General features: G+C 34.6%; 15 protein-coding genes. 14 read left to right on the top strand and 1 reads right to left on the bottom strand.

What is annotated here, in order from left to right; genetic code table 11:
• Positions 1-4 precede the first annotated feature (4 nt).
• Positions 5-529 (bottom strand): DUF2529 family protein, encoded by a 525-nt coding sequence (locus tag MY490_RS21360; RefSeq protein WP_248267436.1) that lies wholly within the window; start codon positions 527-529, stop codon positions 5-7.
• Positions 530-729: 200 nt separating this feature from the next.
• Between MY490_RS21360 and MY490_RS21355 the strand changes: the two genes are divergently transcribed.
• From MY490_RS21355 to MY490_RS21290, 14 genes are all read left to right on the top strand, one after another.
• A complete protein-coding gene (locus tag MY490_RS21355; RefSeq protein WP_025671030.1) occupies positions 730-1,107 on the top strand; it encodes a response regulator in 378 nt (125 codons plus the stop codon).
• 295 nt (positions 1,108-1,402) lie between these two features.
• Positions 1,403-2,257: a class II fructose-bisphosphate aldolase gene (locus MY490_RS21350; RefSeq protein WP_069033722.1), complete on the top strand. Its 855-nt coding sequence runs from the start codon at positions 1,403-1,405 to the stop codon at positions 2,255-2,257.
• A gap of 438 nt (positions 2,258-2,695) precedes the next feature.
• Positions 2,696-3,994, top strand: coding sequence for a UDP-N-acetylglucosamine 1-carboxyvinyltransferase (locus MY490_RS21345; RefSeq protein WP_248267435.1), 1,299 nt, complete (start codon positions 2,696-2,698; stop codon positions 3,992-3,994).
• Positions 3,995-4,061: 67 nt separating this feature from the next.
• Positions 4,062-5,027 carry a class II fructose-bisphosphatase gene (glpX, locus tag MY490_RS21340; protein WP_248267434.1) on the top strand — a complete coding sequence of 322 codons (966 nt, stop codon included), beginning with the start codon at positions 4,062-4,064 and terminating at the stop codon, positions 5,025-5,027.
• A gap of 355 nt (positions 5,028-5,382) precedes the next feature.
• A complete protein-coding gene (gene rho, locus MY490_RS21335) occupies positions 5,383-6,657 on the top strand; it encodes a transcription termination factor Rho (protein ID WP_025671034.1) in 1,275 nt (424 codons plus the stop codon).
• Positions 6,658-6,816: 159 nt separating this feature from the next.
• Complete coding sequence (locus MY490_RS21330) at positions 6,817-7,062, top strand: type B 50S ribosomal protein L31 (RefSeq protein ID WP_025671035.1); 246 nt, start codon at positions 6,817-6,819, stop codon at positions 7,060-7,062.
• A 210-nt stretch (positions 7,063-7,272) separates the two neighbouring features.
• On the top strand, positions 7,273-7,887 hold the full coding sequence (locus MY490_RS21325; RefSeq protein ID WP_248267433.1) for a thymidine kinase: 615 nt from the start codon (positions 7,273-7,275) through the stop codon (positions 7,885-7,887).
• A gap of 190 nt (positions 7,888-8,077) precedes the next feature.
• Complete coding sequence (prfA, locus tag MY490_RS21320) at positions 8,078-9,145, top strand: peptide chain release factor 1 (RefSeq protein ID WP_141546853.1); 1,068 nt, start codon at positions 8,078-8,080, stop codon at positions 9,143-9,145.
• Positions 9,145-10,005, top strand: coding sequence for a peptide chain release factor N(5)-glutamine methyltransferase (prmC, locus tag MY490_RS21315; protein WP_248267432.1), 861 nt, complete (start codon positions 9,145-9,147; stop codon positions 10,003-10,005). The genes prfA and prmC overlap by 1 nt, the downstream gene beginning before the upstream one ends.
• Positions 10,006-10,143: 138 nt before the next feature.
• The gene (locus MY490_RS21310; RefSeq protein ID WP_248267431.1) at positions 10,144-11,049 is read left to right on the top strand and encodes an ATP-grasp domain-containing protein; all 906 of its coding nucleotides are present in this window, start codon (positions 10,144-10,146) and stop codon (positions 11,047-11,049) included.
• A complete protein-coding gene (locus tag MY490_RS21305) occupies positions 11,046-11,903 on the top strand; it encodes an ATP-grasp domain-containing protein (RefSeq protein ID WP_248267430.1) in 858 nt (285 codons plus the stop codon). Before MY490_RS21310 ends, MY490_RS21305 begins: the two co-directional genes overlap by 4 nt.
• A 260-nt stretch (positions 11,904-12,163) precedes the next feature.
• Positions 12,164-12,889, top strand: a complete 726-nt coding sequence (gene spoIIR / locus MY490_RS21300; protein ID WP_348983801.1) for a stage II sporulation protein R — start codon at positions 12,164-12,166, stop codon at positions 12,887-12,889.
• Positions 12,890-12,946: 57 nt separating this feature from the next.
• Complete coding sequence (locus MY490_RS21295) at positions 12,947-13,405, top strand: GNAT family N-acetyltransferase (protein ID WP_248267428.1); 459 nt, start codon at positions 12,947-12,949, stop codon at positions 13,403-13,405.
• Positions 13,406-13,511: 106 nt separating this feature from the next.
• Positions 13,512-14,558, top strand: a complete 1,047-nt coding sequence (locus MY490_RS21290; protein WP_248267427.1) for an L-threonylcarbamoyladenylate synthase — start codon at positions 13,512-13,514, stop codon at positions 14,556-14,558.
• The last annotated feature ends 39 nt before the right edge of the window (positions 14,559-14,597 follow it).

Here is a 14,597-nt window from a genome sequence, read left to right as displayed (position 1 = left end):
TTTTTCAGTCAAAATCTGATAGGATTTCACTCATTGTAAGTAGTAGACAGTGATAAATAAATAATCCTGTAAGTAGGGTAGGTAAACAGATTCGGTCTCCCTCATCAGTTGGAACAAGTTTTCTAGTTAATTCATAGTTAATAAATACATCAGCTAGTTCTGATAAATGGTCTTCTTCATTGATCGTAGTAGAGACGATCACTAATCCAATGCTTGATTCTGATAGTTTCTTAGCAAGAAGAATAGCTTCTTGATCATCCGTCTGTCTTGTAAATAAAAGTACTCGATCTACAGGAGATAATGACTGGATTTCGCCGTTAATCAACAAAGGTTTAATTGAGTCGTTTTGTTCTGCACCATCAGTTATTTCTGAAACAATACCAGCAAATTCTTTTGTACCATGAACAAAAACACATCCTTCGCCAATAACTGCCTGTGCTAGGAAGCGTGAAGCATCTTCAAATACTTCCTCTTGTTTAACTATTTTTTGGAAAACTCCATTCAATTGTGTCGAAAAAATTTTTAACATTAAATGATACTCCCTCTTATAAAAGTATGGTCTAACCATTATACTGTAATTTAGATAGATACAAAAAAATTTAAAAAAGTAATTTTTTGTAAATTTTTCAAACGAATGCAGGAAAAAGGGTTTTTAAGTAGAATGTAAAATTTAGGGGAATTTGTATTTTTTTAAGCAAGGTTATCTGCTTTAGAAAGGTGGTACTATTTTTGGGAAGTAAATTACTTATAGTAGACGATCAGTATGGAATTCGTTTGCTTTTACACGAAATTTTCAAAAAAGAAGGCTATGAGGTATTTCAGGCAGCTAATGGTTTTCAAGCAATTGATATTGTAGTAAAGGATTGTCCCGATTTAGTTATTCTTGATATGAAAATACCAGGTATGGACGGAGTGGAGATTCTAAAGCGAATCAAAGAAATTAATAAAGATATTAAAGTAATTTTGATGACGGCTTATGGTGAACTCGATATTATTGAAGAAGCTAAAAAATTAGGAGCACTACAATATTTTCCAAAACCATTTGATATTGATGAAATTAAAAAGGTTGTTAGAGAACATACTTCACAACCACAATCTCAGCAGTAAAATAGCAGATGGGTAGCGGACCATCTGCTTTTATTTTTTACCCATTAATTGAAAGCGTTTTCGGAAATAACGGATAAAACCGATTAAAATATTGATTAATTGTCTAAAATGTTACGATAATACGAACATTTGATGATATTTGTTGTGTTTTCATTTCATTTTTTGTATTCTTATGTTGTGATATAAATACCTTATAATTTACATAATAAAGAACAATTTGTAGCATTATATTCTTGTTAGTAAAATTATGGGTGCAGATTAATTTTCATAAAAGAGTATATAAGGAGGGCTTTAAATGCCTTTAGTATCTATGACTGAAATGCTTAATAAAGCAAAAGAAGGTAAATACGCTGTTGGTCAATACAATATTAATAACTTAGAATGGACTTTTGCTATTCTTACTGCAGCTGAAAAAGAACAATCACCTGTAATTCTTGGTGTTTCTGAAGGTGCAGCTAAATACATGGGTGGATTTAATACTGTTGTAAAGATGGTAGAAGGTTTATTAATTGATTTAAAAATTACTGTACCTGTAGCAATTCATCTTGACCACGGTTCAAGCTTCGAAGCATGTAAAGCTGCAATTGACGCTGGATTTACTTCAGTTATGATTGATGCTTCTCACGATCCATTTGAACAAAACGTTGAAACAACTAAAAAAGTTGTAGACTACGCTCACTCTCATGGTGTATCTGTTGAAGCTGAATTAGGAACTGTTGGTGGACAAGAAGATCACGTTGTTGGAGACATTATTTATGCTGACCCAGCAGAGTGTAAAGAACTAGTTGAGCGTACTGGCATTGATTGCTTAGCTCCAGCTTTAGGTTCTGTTCATGGACCATACAAAGGTGAACCGAAATTAGGTTTCGACGAAATGGAACAAATCGGTAACGAGACGAATGTACCATTAGTGTTACACGGTGGAACTGGAATCCCAACTGAACAAATTCAAAAAGCAATCGCTCGTGGAACTGCAAAAATTAACGTAAACACTGAGAACCAAATTGCTTTCAATAAAGCTGTTCGTGAATTTGTTGCAAATGATCAAAAACAATACGATCCACGCAAAGTTCTTGGACCAGGTCGCGAAGCAATTATCGCAACAGTAGCTGGCAAAATCCGTGAGTTCGGTACTAGCAACAAAGCGTAATATTTTAAGTTTTTTAGCTTGAAATATGGTATATTATAATAAATTAAGCCGTCTAAATTATGTTTAGACGGTTTTCTTGTTTAACAAAGCCATTTTTAGCAATAAATTTTATGGTTTTTTCATTTAGACTTGAAGATATAAGCTAATAATGATTAGAATTAGTATAGGTCTAATTAAGAATTTACCAAATATCTATTTCTACTTTATTAACTAATCAAAATTTATGTAAGGGTTTTACTGAATTTTTATTGAAATTCAAGATCGTTTCATTAACCAATCAGAAGCAAAAGTCTTTATATTAGACTGTGGCTCTCGTATAAACTAAGATTAGAGAAGTAGAATTTTGGAGAAAATAGGTAGAAACTATTCGACAGTTGAGAAGTTTAAAAACTTTACTTCTCTACTATTTTCTTCTGCTCATTTAGAAGGGAGTTTACTATGGAAAAGCTTGTATTAGAAGGCGGTATACCTTTAAAAGGGACAATTCGTGTTAGCGGTGCCAAAAATAGTGCAGTGGCTTTAATCCCAGCAACTATCTTAGCAAGCTCACCTGTAACACTTGAAGGAGTACCTTCTATTTCAGATGTTCAAACACTATGTGACCTTTTAGAGGAAATAGGTGGTCAAGTAGAAGTATCTGATGAAAAAATAATGATTGATCCAACAAATATGGTTGCAATGCCACTTCCAAGTGGGAAGGTAAAAAAATTACGAGCGTCTTATTATTTAATGGGTGCAATGTTAGGTAGATTTAAGCAGGCGGTTATAGGCTTGCCAGGGGGCTGTTACCTTGGACCAAGACCTATTGATCAACATATAAAAGGTTTTGAAGCATTAGGTGCAAAAGTAACAAATGAGCAAGGTGCAATCTATTTAAGAGCAGAAGAACTAAAAGGTGCACGTATATACTTAGATGTAGTGAGTGTTGGTGCAACGATTAATATCATGTTAGCGGCGGTTTTAGCAAATGGTAGAACTGTTATTGAAAACGCTGCAAAAGAGCCTGAGATTGTCGATGTAGCTACTTTATTAACAAGTATGGGTGCTAAAATTAAAGGTGCTGGTACTGATGTAATTCGAATTGATGGAGTAGAATCACTATCTGGTTGCACACATACAATTATCCCTGATCGAATTGAAGCAGGAACTTATGCAATATTAGCTGCTGCAACAGTGCAAGAAGGGGACAAGGTTATTGTTGATAATGTTATTCCACACCATTTGGAATCACTTATTGCGAAAATGAGAGAAATGAATATAGATATTGATACGAATGACGATCAAATTATCGTTTCAGGATCAAATAAAGAATTAAAATCAGTAGATATCAAAACTTTAGTTTATCCAGGGTTTCCAACTGACTTACAGCAGCCGTTTTCTGTGCTGCTAACTAAGGGAAATGGGACAGCCGTTATTACTGATACAATTTACGGTGCAAGATTTAAGCATATTGATGAGCTTAGAAGAATGAGTGCAACGATTAAAGTCGAAGGTAGTACGGCTATAATTTCCGGTCCTACACAGTTACAAGGCGGCCGTGTAAAAGCAAGTGATTTACGTGCTGGGGCAGCTTTAGTTATAGCAGGCTTAATTGCAGAAGGTAAAACAGAGCTAACTGGATTAGAGCATGTTGACAGAGGGTATGAGGATTTAGTTGAAAAGCTTTTAGGATTAGGAGCTAATGTTTGGCGTGTTCAGCTAACTAAGCAAGAAGTTGAACAATTAAAAAATGCGTAAGATTGGGTGTTTACATACTCATAACATAATTAGATAGTTTTCATTTACATCAAAGGGGGAGTTTTGAATGGAAAGAAGTTTATCAATGGAGTTAGTACGTGTTACTGAGGCAGCGGCACTAGCATCTGCAAAATGGATGGGTTTAGGTAAAAAGGATGAAGCAGATGATGCTGCTACAACAGCAATGCGTGACGTATTTGATACGATTCCTATGAAGGGAACAGTTGTAATTGGAGAAGGCGAAATGGACGAGGCTCCAATGCTTTATATCGGTGAGAAACTTGGTAATGGATATGGTCCAAGAGTGGACGTAGCAGTTGACCCACTTGAAGGTACAAATATCGTGGCATCTGGTGGATGGAATGCTTTAGCAGTTATTGCAATTGCAGACCATGGCAATTTATTGCATGCTCCTGATATGTACATGGAGAAACTTGCAGTTGGACCTGAAGCTGTTGGTAAAGTTGATATTAATGCATCTGTTCTTGACAACTTAACAGCTGTAGCAAAAGCAAAAGGAAAAAATATTAATGAAGTTGTTGCAACAGTATTAAATAGAGAACGTCATGCGAAGTTAATTGAAGAAATTCGCTCAGCAGGTGCTCGAATTAAGCTAATTAACGATGGTGATGTTGCGGGTGCAATTAACACAGCTTTTGATCACACAGGTGTTGATATTTTATTTGGAAGCGGTGGTGCGCCAGAAGGAGTAATCGCTGCAGTTGCTTTAAAATGCTTAGGTGGAGAACTTCAAGGAAAGTTATTACCTCAAAATGAAGAAGAGATCGAACGTTGCAAACGCATGGGTATTGAAGATCCAAACCGTGTATTATATATGGACGATTTAGTTAAGGGTGACGACGCAATTTTTGCTGCAACTGGTGTAACTGATGGAGAATTACTAAAAGGTGTACAATACAAAGGGAATGTAGGTTCTACGCAATCCTTAGTTATGCGTGCTAAATCAGGAACTGTTCGTTTTGTAGATGGACGTCACAGCCTAAACAAAAAACCAAACCTAGTTATTAAATAATCAAACAGCTTAAAATCTTGGTTTTGATGAGGGTTAATAATGAATCAAAATTCTATGTTAACGAAATCGGAATCTAGATATTAATTTAGTAGAATAATGACTCTTTCCTTTATTTACCAAGGGGAAGAGTCATTAAATAGTTTAGTCGAAAAATAGTTGGCATAAAAAACTCTTTCGAATTATAATCTCAATAGATAGTAAACCTATTAATTCTAATTACTTAGAATATTTTTAGGGGAAAAGGTTACACTAAAGAGTAATACTTTATGTAAGTTTCCTTCAAAAAACCTTCTAAATAACCTTCCGAATTAAGAAAACCCTAATTTGAACGAATAAAAGTAAAGAGTGGTGTTATATGAGTTTAACAATCTCTGCATTAGAAAACATGAAATTAAAAGATTTGTATGAACACGCAAAAGTAATGAAAATTTCGTATTACAGCAAATTAACGAAAAAAGAACTTATTTTTGCAATCCTTAAAGCGCAAGCGGAAAAAGATGGATTAATGTTCATGGAAGGTGTACTAGAAATTATCCCTTCAGAAGGATATGGATTCTTACGTCCAATTAATTATTCACCGAGTTCAGAAGATATTTATATTTCTGCATCTCAAATTCGTCGTTTTGATATGCGAAATGGTGATAAGGTTTCTGGAAAAGTACGTCCACCGAAGGAAAATGAAAGATACTTTGGTCTACTTCAAGTAGAAGCAGTCAATGGAGACGATCCTGAGAATGCTAAAGAACGTGTTCACTTCCCGGGATTAACTGCATTATATCCAAATAGACAAATGAAGCTTGAAACATCTCCTGCTAAGTTTTCTACAAGAATTATTGATATGATCGCCCCAGTAGGATTTGGTCAACGTGGTTTAATTGTTGCCCCTCCAAAAGCCGGTAAGACAGAGTTATTAAAAGAAATTGCAAATAGCATCACAACAAATCACCCAGAAGCTGAACTAATTGTATTACTAATTGATGAGCGACCAGAAGAGGTAACGGACATTGAACGTTCTGTAAAAGGAGATGTTGTAAGTTCGACTTTCGACGAAACTCCTGATAGTCATATAAAGGTTGCTGAATTAGTTTTAGAGCGCGCTATGAGACTAGTAGAGCACAAGAAAGATGTAATTATTTTAATGGATAGTATTACTAGGCTTGCTCGTGCGTATAATTTAGTTATTCCACCAAGTGGTCGTACGTTATCAGGTGGTATTGATCCTGCTGCATTCCATAGACCAAAACGATTCTTCGGTGCTGCACGTAATATCGAAGAAGGTGGAAGTTTAACGATTTTAGCAACAGCTCTAATCGACACTGGCTCCCGTATGGATGATGTTATTTATGAGGAATTCAAAGGTACCGGTAATATGGAACTTCACTTAGATCGTTCATTAGCTGAACGCCGTATCTTCCCAGCAATTGACATTCGTCGTTCTGGAACACGTAAAGAAGATCTATTAATACCAAAAGATCATCTGGACAAGCTATGGTTAATGCGAAAAACAATGTCAGATATTCCAGACTTTGTTGAACGTTATTTCAGAATGCTTCGTCAAACGAAAACAAATGAAGATTTCTTCAATACAATGACTGAAGAAAGTAGAAAAACGCCAGTCTCAAATAAATAGTTGGAAGATATAAGCAATCTGAAAGAGAAATAGTGGGTTGCATTCTCCCGGGTTAGTTGCTATAATTTCATTTGTATGTGAAATGTAAATTATGTGGTATACACATGGTTTCTTATAACTCTGATTTCAAGGATTTCAGGGCGGAAGGAGATGAAAGACATGAAAGCGAATATTCATCCTAATTACAAGAAAGTAGTGTTTATGGATATTAACACTGGTTTCAAATTCTTAAGCGGATCAACAAAATATTCTAACGAAACAATCGAATGGGAAGATGGCGAAACTTACCCTCTAATCAAAGTTGAGGTTTCTTCTGATTCTCACCCATTCTACACTGGACGTCAGAAATTTGCTAACGCTGCAGGACGTGTTGAACGTTTCAACAAAAAATACGGCCTTAAGTAATATTGATGAAAAGCAGGCGAGTTATTGCTACTTTGCCTGCTTTTTTTACGCATTTATAGTCAAATAACATATAAGTCTAATTCAATTTAGTGAATTTTTATATAAATACTAAAAGATACTTACACGAATTATAATTACTGCTGAATGAACCGGCGTTTAAAATAAATAATAAAATAGTCTTTGTACTGAAATAGAAAGGTGAGACACATAATGTTCTTTATGATGAAAAAAAACGGTTGGATTGAAATGATTTGCGGAAGTATGTTTTCTGGAAAATCAGAGGAACTAATTCGCCGTGTTCGTCGTACACAGTTTGCTAAGCAAAGTTGTGTGACATTCAAGCCATCAATTGATAATCGATACAGTGAAGTAGAAGTGGTGTCTCACACAGGAATGAAAGTACCTGCTTATGCAGTAACACACTCATCACATATTCTTAAATACGTTACAGAAGAAGTTGAAGTAGTTGCAATTGACGAGATTCAATTCTTTGACGATGAAATAGTTATGGTAGTTCAACAACTTGCTAACTCTGGGAAACGTGTAATTTGTGCAGGTTTAGACCAGGATTTTAGAGGCTTACCTTTTGGTAAAGTGCCTGAAATATTATCAATTGCAGAACATGTAACAAAATTAAACGCAGTTTGCGCTTCATGCGGATCACCTGCAAGTAGAACTCAAAGATTAATAAATGGTAAACCAGCTTTATTTGAAGACCCTATTATTTTAGTAGGTGCATCTGAATCGTACGAACCAAGATGTCGTCACTGTCACGAAGTACCAACGAAATCAATTCAACCAGCACTTCAAAGTCAGAATGATTAATTTTACAGTAGGTTGAAAATTAGCTACTAAGACCATATACTAAGAAATGTGGAGAAAGCTCGCCCAGCTCAGAATGGAATATGATCGAAGAGCTAGCTTTCGGAACTGGACAATAAATTAGAATTAAAGAAGCGATTTAGAATCGCTTCTTTCGATATATAGTTAAGACCAAAATGTCGAGGTGAAAATTATGTTTGATCGATTACAAGCTGTAGAGGATCGCTATGATAGATTAAACGATTTACTTAGTGACCCGGAAATTATAAACGATTCAAAAAAGTTACGTGAATACTCAAAAGAACAATCAGACATACAAGAAACAGTTGATGTATACCGTCAATACAAATCAGTTAAAGAGCAAATTAAAGATGCAAAAGCTATGCTTGAAGAGAAACTTGATGCTGATATGCGCGAAATGGTTAAAGAAGAATTAAATGATTTGGAAAACGAATCAAAGGATCTAGAAGAACGTTTAAAAATCCTTTTAATTCCAAAAGATCCTAACGATGATAAAAACGTTATCGTTGAGATTCGTGGTGCTGCGGGCGGAGACGAAGCTGCATTATTTGCTGCTACGTTATATCGTATGTACAGCCGTTTTGCTGAGGTTAACGGATGGAAAACAGAAATCATTGAAGGTAACTATACAGAGCTAGGTGGCTTTAAAGAGATTATCTTTATGATCAATGGTAAAGGCGCATACTCAAAACTAAAATTTGAAAATGGAGCACACCGTGTTCAACGTGTTCCTGAAACAGAATCAGGTGGACGAATTCATACTTCAACTGCAACTGTAGCAGTTTTACCAGAAGCTGAAGAAGTTGAAATTGAAATTCATGAAAAAGATATTCGTGTAGATACATTTGCTTCTAGTGGTCCTGGTGGTCAATCAGTAAATACTACGATGTCTGCAGTGCGTTTAACTCATATTCCAACAAATACTGTTGTATCATGTCAGGATGAAAAATCACAAATTAAGAATAAAGAAAAAGCGATGAAGGTTCTTCGCGCTAGGGTTTATGATAAATTCCAAAGAGAAGTACAAGCAGAATACGATCAAAATCGTAAACAAGCTGTAGGTACAGGTGACCGTTCTGAACGTATCCGTACTTATAACTACCCACAAAACCGTGTAACTGACCACCGTATTGGATTAACAATTCAAAAGCTTGATCAAATTGTTGAAGGTAAAATCGACGAGATTATTAATGCGTTAATTATGGATGATCAAGCAAAACGCATGGAACAAAGTCAATAATGACAAAAAAGATATATGAAGCCCTAAAATGGGCTTCTTCTTTTTTACAAGAACACGGTCGTGATGAAAATGTGGGTGAAATTGTATTAAAACATATTTTGGACTACAATCGAACAGAATTATTGCTAAATATGAGAGAAGATTTAAAAGAGAATCATTGGATACAGTTTAAAGAATTGGTTCATAAGCACATAGATGGGCAACCAATCCAATATTTAATAGGATATGAATACTTTTATGGCCGAAAGTTCTTCGTTAATGAAGAAGTACTAATTCCAAGACCAGAAACAGAGGAGTTAGTGGAAGGTGTACTACATCGTATTCAAAAGCATTGGAAAAATACAGAACAACTTGAACTAGTAGATGTTGGAACAGGTAGTGGGGCGATTGCCATCTCACTTGCGCTTGAAAATAACCAACTAATAGTTCATACAGTTGATATTGCAGAAGAATCTATTCAAGTTGCTAAACGGAATGCACACGAGTTAAAGGCAAACGTCCACTTTATACACAATGATTTACTGAATTACTTTATTGAAGAAAACAAGACAGTTGATATTGTTGTATCAAATCCGCCGTATATTCCGCATGAAGATTGGTTGAGTTTAGATGAAGTAGTTAAGGATCACGAGCCATACCGTGCGTTAGTAGGTGGCGAAGATGGTCTAGATTTTTACCGTCGTTTTGCAGATGACTTACCTAAAGTATTAAAAGAAAAATCACTGGTTGCATTTGAAGTAGGTGTCAATCAAGGTGAACAGGTTGCAGACATATTAAGGAAAGCTTACCCGAATTCAAACGTTGAAGTCGTTTTCGATATAAATGGCAAAGACCGTATGGTTTATATGATAAATGGCTAATTTAAATAGTGAATCGTAATGATGTTGACTAGCAAAAGTCCATGTATTACGATTCTTTTTTTTGTGTTAAAGTTGTAAAAGATGAGGAAAATTTCAATCAAGAAAAAACAAAAATCATTACGAAAGAAGATAGATACAATGAAAAAGTTTAAAGGTTGGATTGTATTTAATGGTCATATTACAGCTACAAAATTTACTGAACTATTCGAATGGTTACAAGATACAGCAATCGCAAAAGGAATAGATGTTTCTTTAGTTAAACATTATGAACTAATCCCAGTAATCGAAAAAGGTCAATCGGTTTTAAAAGGAAAATTCGCCAATGAAAAACCTGATTTTGTAATCTTTTGGGACAAGGATGTTCATTTAGCAAGGCATTTAGAAAATATGGGGCTAAAATTATATAATTCTGCAAGAACGATTGAAGTCTGTGATGATAAGGCTTTAACTTTTCAGGCATTATCCAACTTCGATATACCTATGCCAAAAACAATTACGGCTCCGCTGTTATTCCCTAATTGTGATTTAACAAACTATGATTTTTACGATGAAGTTATACAGGAATTAGGCTTTCCTTTAATAATAAAAGAGTCATTCGGTTCATTCGGTAGACAAGTTTATTTAGTTGAGAATAGAGAAGATTTTTTTAAGAAGGTAGACGAACTAAAGCACAAACCGCATATTTATCAAGAGTTTATAGAATCAAGCAGAGGGACTGATATTCGCATCCAAGTAGTAGGTAAACAAGTAGTAACAGCAGTGTTAAGAAAATCAGAATCAGATTTTCGGGCAAATGTTACAAATGGTGGAAAGATGTATAAGTATGAGCCGACAGAAGACCAAATCAATTTAGCACTTAAATGCTCTGAAATATTAGGAGCAGATTTTGCAGGGATTGACTTATTGTTTGGAGAAGATGGTAAAACATATATATGTGAAGTTAACTCAAACGCACATTTCAAAAATATTTATCTATGTACAGACGTGGATACGACGAAATATATTATTGATTATATTATTGAGGACTTGGAGAAAAACGTATGATTGGTTGGCTAATCTATTCCGAGGCAGATGCAGAAAGAAACAGAACGTATATCGACTGGCTAGTAAGCGGAGCATTGGAAAATGGATTTGAGTTAAAGTTACTGTATACAGAAGATATTGTAATAGGTATTCGAAATGGTGTTAATATACTTTACGATCAAGGTAAAGAATTAAGCAAACCGGCCTTTGTGATCATGAGATCCATATCACAAATATTATCTTCTCACTTTGAAGAAATGGGAATTAGAACATTTAATAACCTGGCGATTTCAACAATGGCCAATCACAAGTTTCTAACACATCAGAAGCTTTCTAATCTAGGTATTCCAATGCTAGACACATTTTATTATAAAAAAAATACAATGATAAAATCCTTTGATACAGTCCAATTCCCTTGTGTGCTTAAGAATTGCACAGGAAGAGGCGGAAATGAAGTATATTTTATAAATAATCAAGAAGAGCTACTGGAGATTGTGCAAAACTCAAATTTTGATGAATTATTAATTCAAAACGTTGCAGAGCAATTAGGTAAGGATTTAAGAGTTTTCATTATCGGTAAAGAAATTGTTGCAGCTGTTTTAAGATATTCAGAAAAAGACTTTCGAGCGAATTTTTCCCTTGGCGGAGGTGCAATGCTTTACGAACTTTCCCAAAATGAAAAAGAAATTATTCAGAAAATAGTAGATCACTTTGATTTCGACTTTGTAGGAATTGACTTCATGTTTGATGCCAATAACCAACTAATTCTAAATGAAATTGAAGACGTAGTAGGAAGTAGAACTTTATATACAGTATCAAATATAGATATTGTTTCGTTGTATATGGATTATATTAAAAAGCAGATAAACTGTTAGAGAAAAAAGATTTGAAAGATCACTTGGAAATAAAGAAAGCTTTTAGAAAACGAGTACCCTAAATTGGAAATCTTCATTTACTATCAAATCTAATAAAGAATCGATTAAAAAAAATAGAATACTAGTGTTTAAGAAATAATCAAATTGTCTACACTGTTCCTAGAGGGATGGTGGAGAGAATGAAAACTAAAAATAAAACAAAAATAACATATAAAATTATATCTTTATTTATCATATTATTGATTAGTTCATCAGTGTTAATGCCACTTCGAGATACAAATGCAAAAGGTAATGAAATGGTCGTAATTCCTAAGAAAGCTGTACGACTACGAATTCTAGCAAATAGCGATTCTAGTGAAGATCAAGCTCTTAAACGTAAAGTTCGAGATGAAGTTAATGCTCAAATTAATACTTGGGTAAAAGATTTAACAACTTTTGAAGAGGGACAAAAGGTGATTAAAAGTCATATTCCAGACTTACAAAAAACAGTTGCACGTGTTATTAAAGAAGAAGGCTCAAATCAATCATTTTCAATTACTTACTCTAAAAAAGTTAAATTCCCTACAAAATTATATGGTAGTTTCTTATATCCTGCTGGTGATTACGAAGCGGTTTTAATTAAACTTGGTGCAGGTCAAGGGGCAAACTGGTGGTGCGTATTGTTTCCACCATTATGTTTCCTAGATTTTTCAAACGGTGATGCAACTTTAAGTAAAGAGTCACTACAATCGCAACAAAAGGTTGATCATGAAACAAAAATCGAAAATGAACCAAAAAGAGAGTTTAAAAAACAAGAAGCATTACGTTTAAGCGATGATGATGCTAATATTGCAACAAAACAAAACAATGAATCATCTATCCAGGATGATACTGAGGTAAAGAGCAGTGAAGATGCGGTTGTGGCTTCCACTCTACCTGGTGAAGAACCAAAAGATGAGATTAAGGTAGAGAGCTTCTTTGTACAAATGTTAAAGCAATTATTTTAGTTCTAGCAATCTCCCTATGTGCATAAAGTATTACAAGCATACTAGGGAGGTTTTTTTATGAAAATACGTTCAGCGATTCAGGAAGATTTTGAAACAATTTTTTCATTCTTGGGACAAGCAGGATTATCTACAAACGGACTTGAGGAGCAACAAGAATCTTTTTTCATAATGGAAGATGAGTTTGGGAAAGCACAAGCTGTTATAGGATATGAACAAGATGGAGAAGAAGCGTTATTAAGATCACTAGTAGTTGCACCTACCATTTACTCACAGCATATGGTACTCTTTTTACAAAGTGTTCTTGAAAAACTAAAAGATGAAATGATTAGTAAAGTATATTTATTAACAAGACAGCATGTAGTTCAAGACTTATTCCTTTTATTAGGTTTTGGGCAAGTCGAACAGGAAAATGTTTCAAACAGTATTAAAGAAATGAAGCATTACCAAACTACGATTACGAATGAAGAAGTATTAGTTTATCAAAAAGAACTATACACAAAGTTATCCACAAATTAGCAAGTTTTATCCACAATTTGTGGATAAAACTTGCTTTTCATTCTTTGGATAATGTCTAAATTTGTAAAATATACACTATTATTCACTCTAGAGAGAGGTGCTACGTATGGAAACGAAAATATGGTATGTGGATAATCCTGTGAATAAAGAAGAAGTTTACCCACAGATTGTGGATGCAGCAAAAAATTTACAGTTAGGACAAGTTGTCGCTTTTCCAACAGAAACAGTTTATGGCTTAGGAGCAAATGCTCTTTCAGATGAAGCGGTCCAACGAATCTTCCAAGCAAAAGGTAGACCAAGTGATAATCCCCTTATTGTACATATTGCTAACAAAGAACAGTTAGATAATTTAGTTGAAGAAATTCCATTAGATGCAAAAAAACTAATGGATGCTTTTTGGCCAGGACCATTAACATTAATTTTAAAAAGTAAAAAACATGTTTCAAAATATGTAACGGCAGGGTTATCCACTGTTGGAATAAGAATGCCTGATCATCCAGTTGCTCTAGCGTTAATTGAAGCTTGTAATTTGCCAATAGCAGCACCAAGTGCAAATACTTCAGGCAAGCCTAGTCCAACTTCTGCTAAGCATGTATTTGAAGATTTAAATGGACGAATTGTAGGGATTGTAGATGGTGGTAGTACAGGAGTCGGAGTGGAATCGACAGTGATTGACTGTTCTCAAGATATTTTTACAATATTAAGGCCCGGTAGTATTACACCAGAAATGATAAAGGAAATCATTCCTACGGTTGAAGTAGATCCAGCAACAATGAAGGAAAATGAAGCACCAAAATCACCTGGGATGAAATATAAACATTATGCACCAGATGCTCAAATGCACCTTGTAAATGGAAGTATTGAGTTTATGCACAAACTTATACACAATTCCAAAACAGAGGGAAAAAGAGTAGGGATATTAACAACGGAAGAAAATTCATCGAAATATGATGCTGCAGATGTTGTTCTTACATGTGGTAAACGTAGTGACTTATCAACCGTAGCGGCTGCATTATATGATTGTATTCGCCAATTTAATGAAGAACATGTTGATATCATCTATTGCGAAACTTTCCCTTATGAAGGAATTGGAATTGCCATTATGAATCGTCTGTGGAAAGCTTGTGGACATTCGGTTATTACAGAGTGTTGAACTATAAAATGGTCAAACTTATATTAAGTGAACTTTATT

The organism is Gottfriedia acidiceleris (assembly GCF_023115465.1).
In the GTDB taxonomy this organism is placed as follows: Bacteria; Bacillota; Bacilli; order Bacillales; family Bacillaceae_G; genus Gottfriedia; species Gottfriedia acidiceleris_B.
Note: the sequence above shows the minus strand (reverse complement) of the source record. Positions and strands in the feature narration are given on the sequence as shown.

Excerpts from the sequence above, each read along its gene's own strand:
- MY490_RS21360 (WP_248267436.1), bottom strand. The coding sequence starts at position 529 with ATGTTAAAAATTTTTTCGACACAATTGAATGGAGTTTTCCAAAAAATA.
- MY490_RS21350 (WP_069033722.1), top strand. The coding sequence starts at position 1,403 with ATGCCTTTAGTATCTATGACTGAAATGCTTAATAAAGCAAAAGAAGGT.
- MY490_RS21345 (WP_248267435.1), top strand. The coding sequence starts at position 2,696 with ATGGAAAAGCTTGTATTAGAAGGCGGTATACCTTTAAAAGGGACAATT.
- glpX (WP_248267434.1), top strand. The coding sequence starts at position 4,062 with ATGGAAAGAAGTTTATCAATGGAGTTAGTACGTGTTACTGAGGCAGCG.
- rho (WP_025671034.1), top strand. The coding sequence starts at position 5,383 with ATGAGTTTAACAATCTCTGCATTAGAAAACATGAAATTAAAAGATTTG.
- MY490_RS21330 (WP_025671035.1), top strand. The coding sequence starts at position 6,817 with ATGAAAGCGAATATTCATCCTAATTACAAGAAAGTAGTGTTTATGGAT.
- MY490_RS21325 (WP_248267433.1), top strand. The coding sequence starts at position 7,273 with ATGTTCTTTATGATGAAAAAAAACGGTTGGATTGAAATGATTTGCGGA.
- prfA (WP_141546853.1), top strand. The coding sequence starts at position 8,078 with ATGTTTGATCGATTACAAGCTGTAGAGGATCGCTATGATAGATTAAAC.
- prmC (WP_248267432.1), top strand. The coding sequence starts at position 9,145 with ATGACAAAAAAGATATATGAAGCCCTAAAATGGGCTTCTTCTTTTTTA.
- MY490_RS21310 (WP_248267431.1), top strand. The coding sequence starts at position 10,144 with ATGAAAAAGTTTAAAGGTTGGATTGTATTTAATGGTCATATTACAGCT.
- MY490_RS21305 (WP_248267430.1), top strand. The coding sequence starts at position 11,046 with ATGATTGGTTGGCTAATCTATTCCGAGGCAGATGCAGAAAGAAACAGA.
- spoIIR (WP_348983801.1), top strand. The coding sequence starts at position 12,164 with ATGCCACTTCGAGATACAAATGCAAAAGGTAATGAAATGGTCGTAATT.
- MY490_RS21295 (WP_248267428.1), top strand. The coding sequence starts at position 12,947 with ATGAAAATACGTTCAGCGATTCAGGAAGATTTTGAAACAATTTTTTCA.
- MY490_RS21290 (WP_248267427.1), top strand. The coding sequence starts at position 13,512 with ATGGAAACGAAAATATGGTATGTGGATAATCCTGTGAATAAAGAAGAA.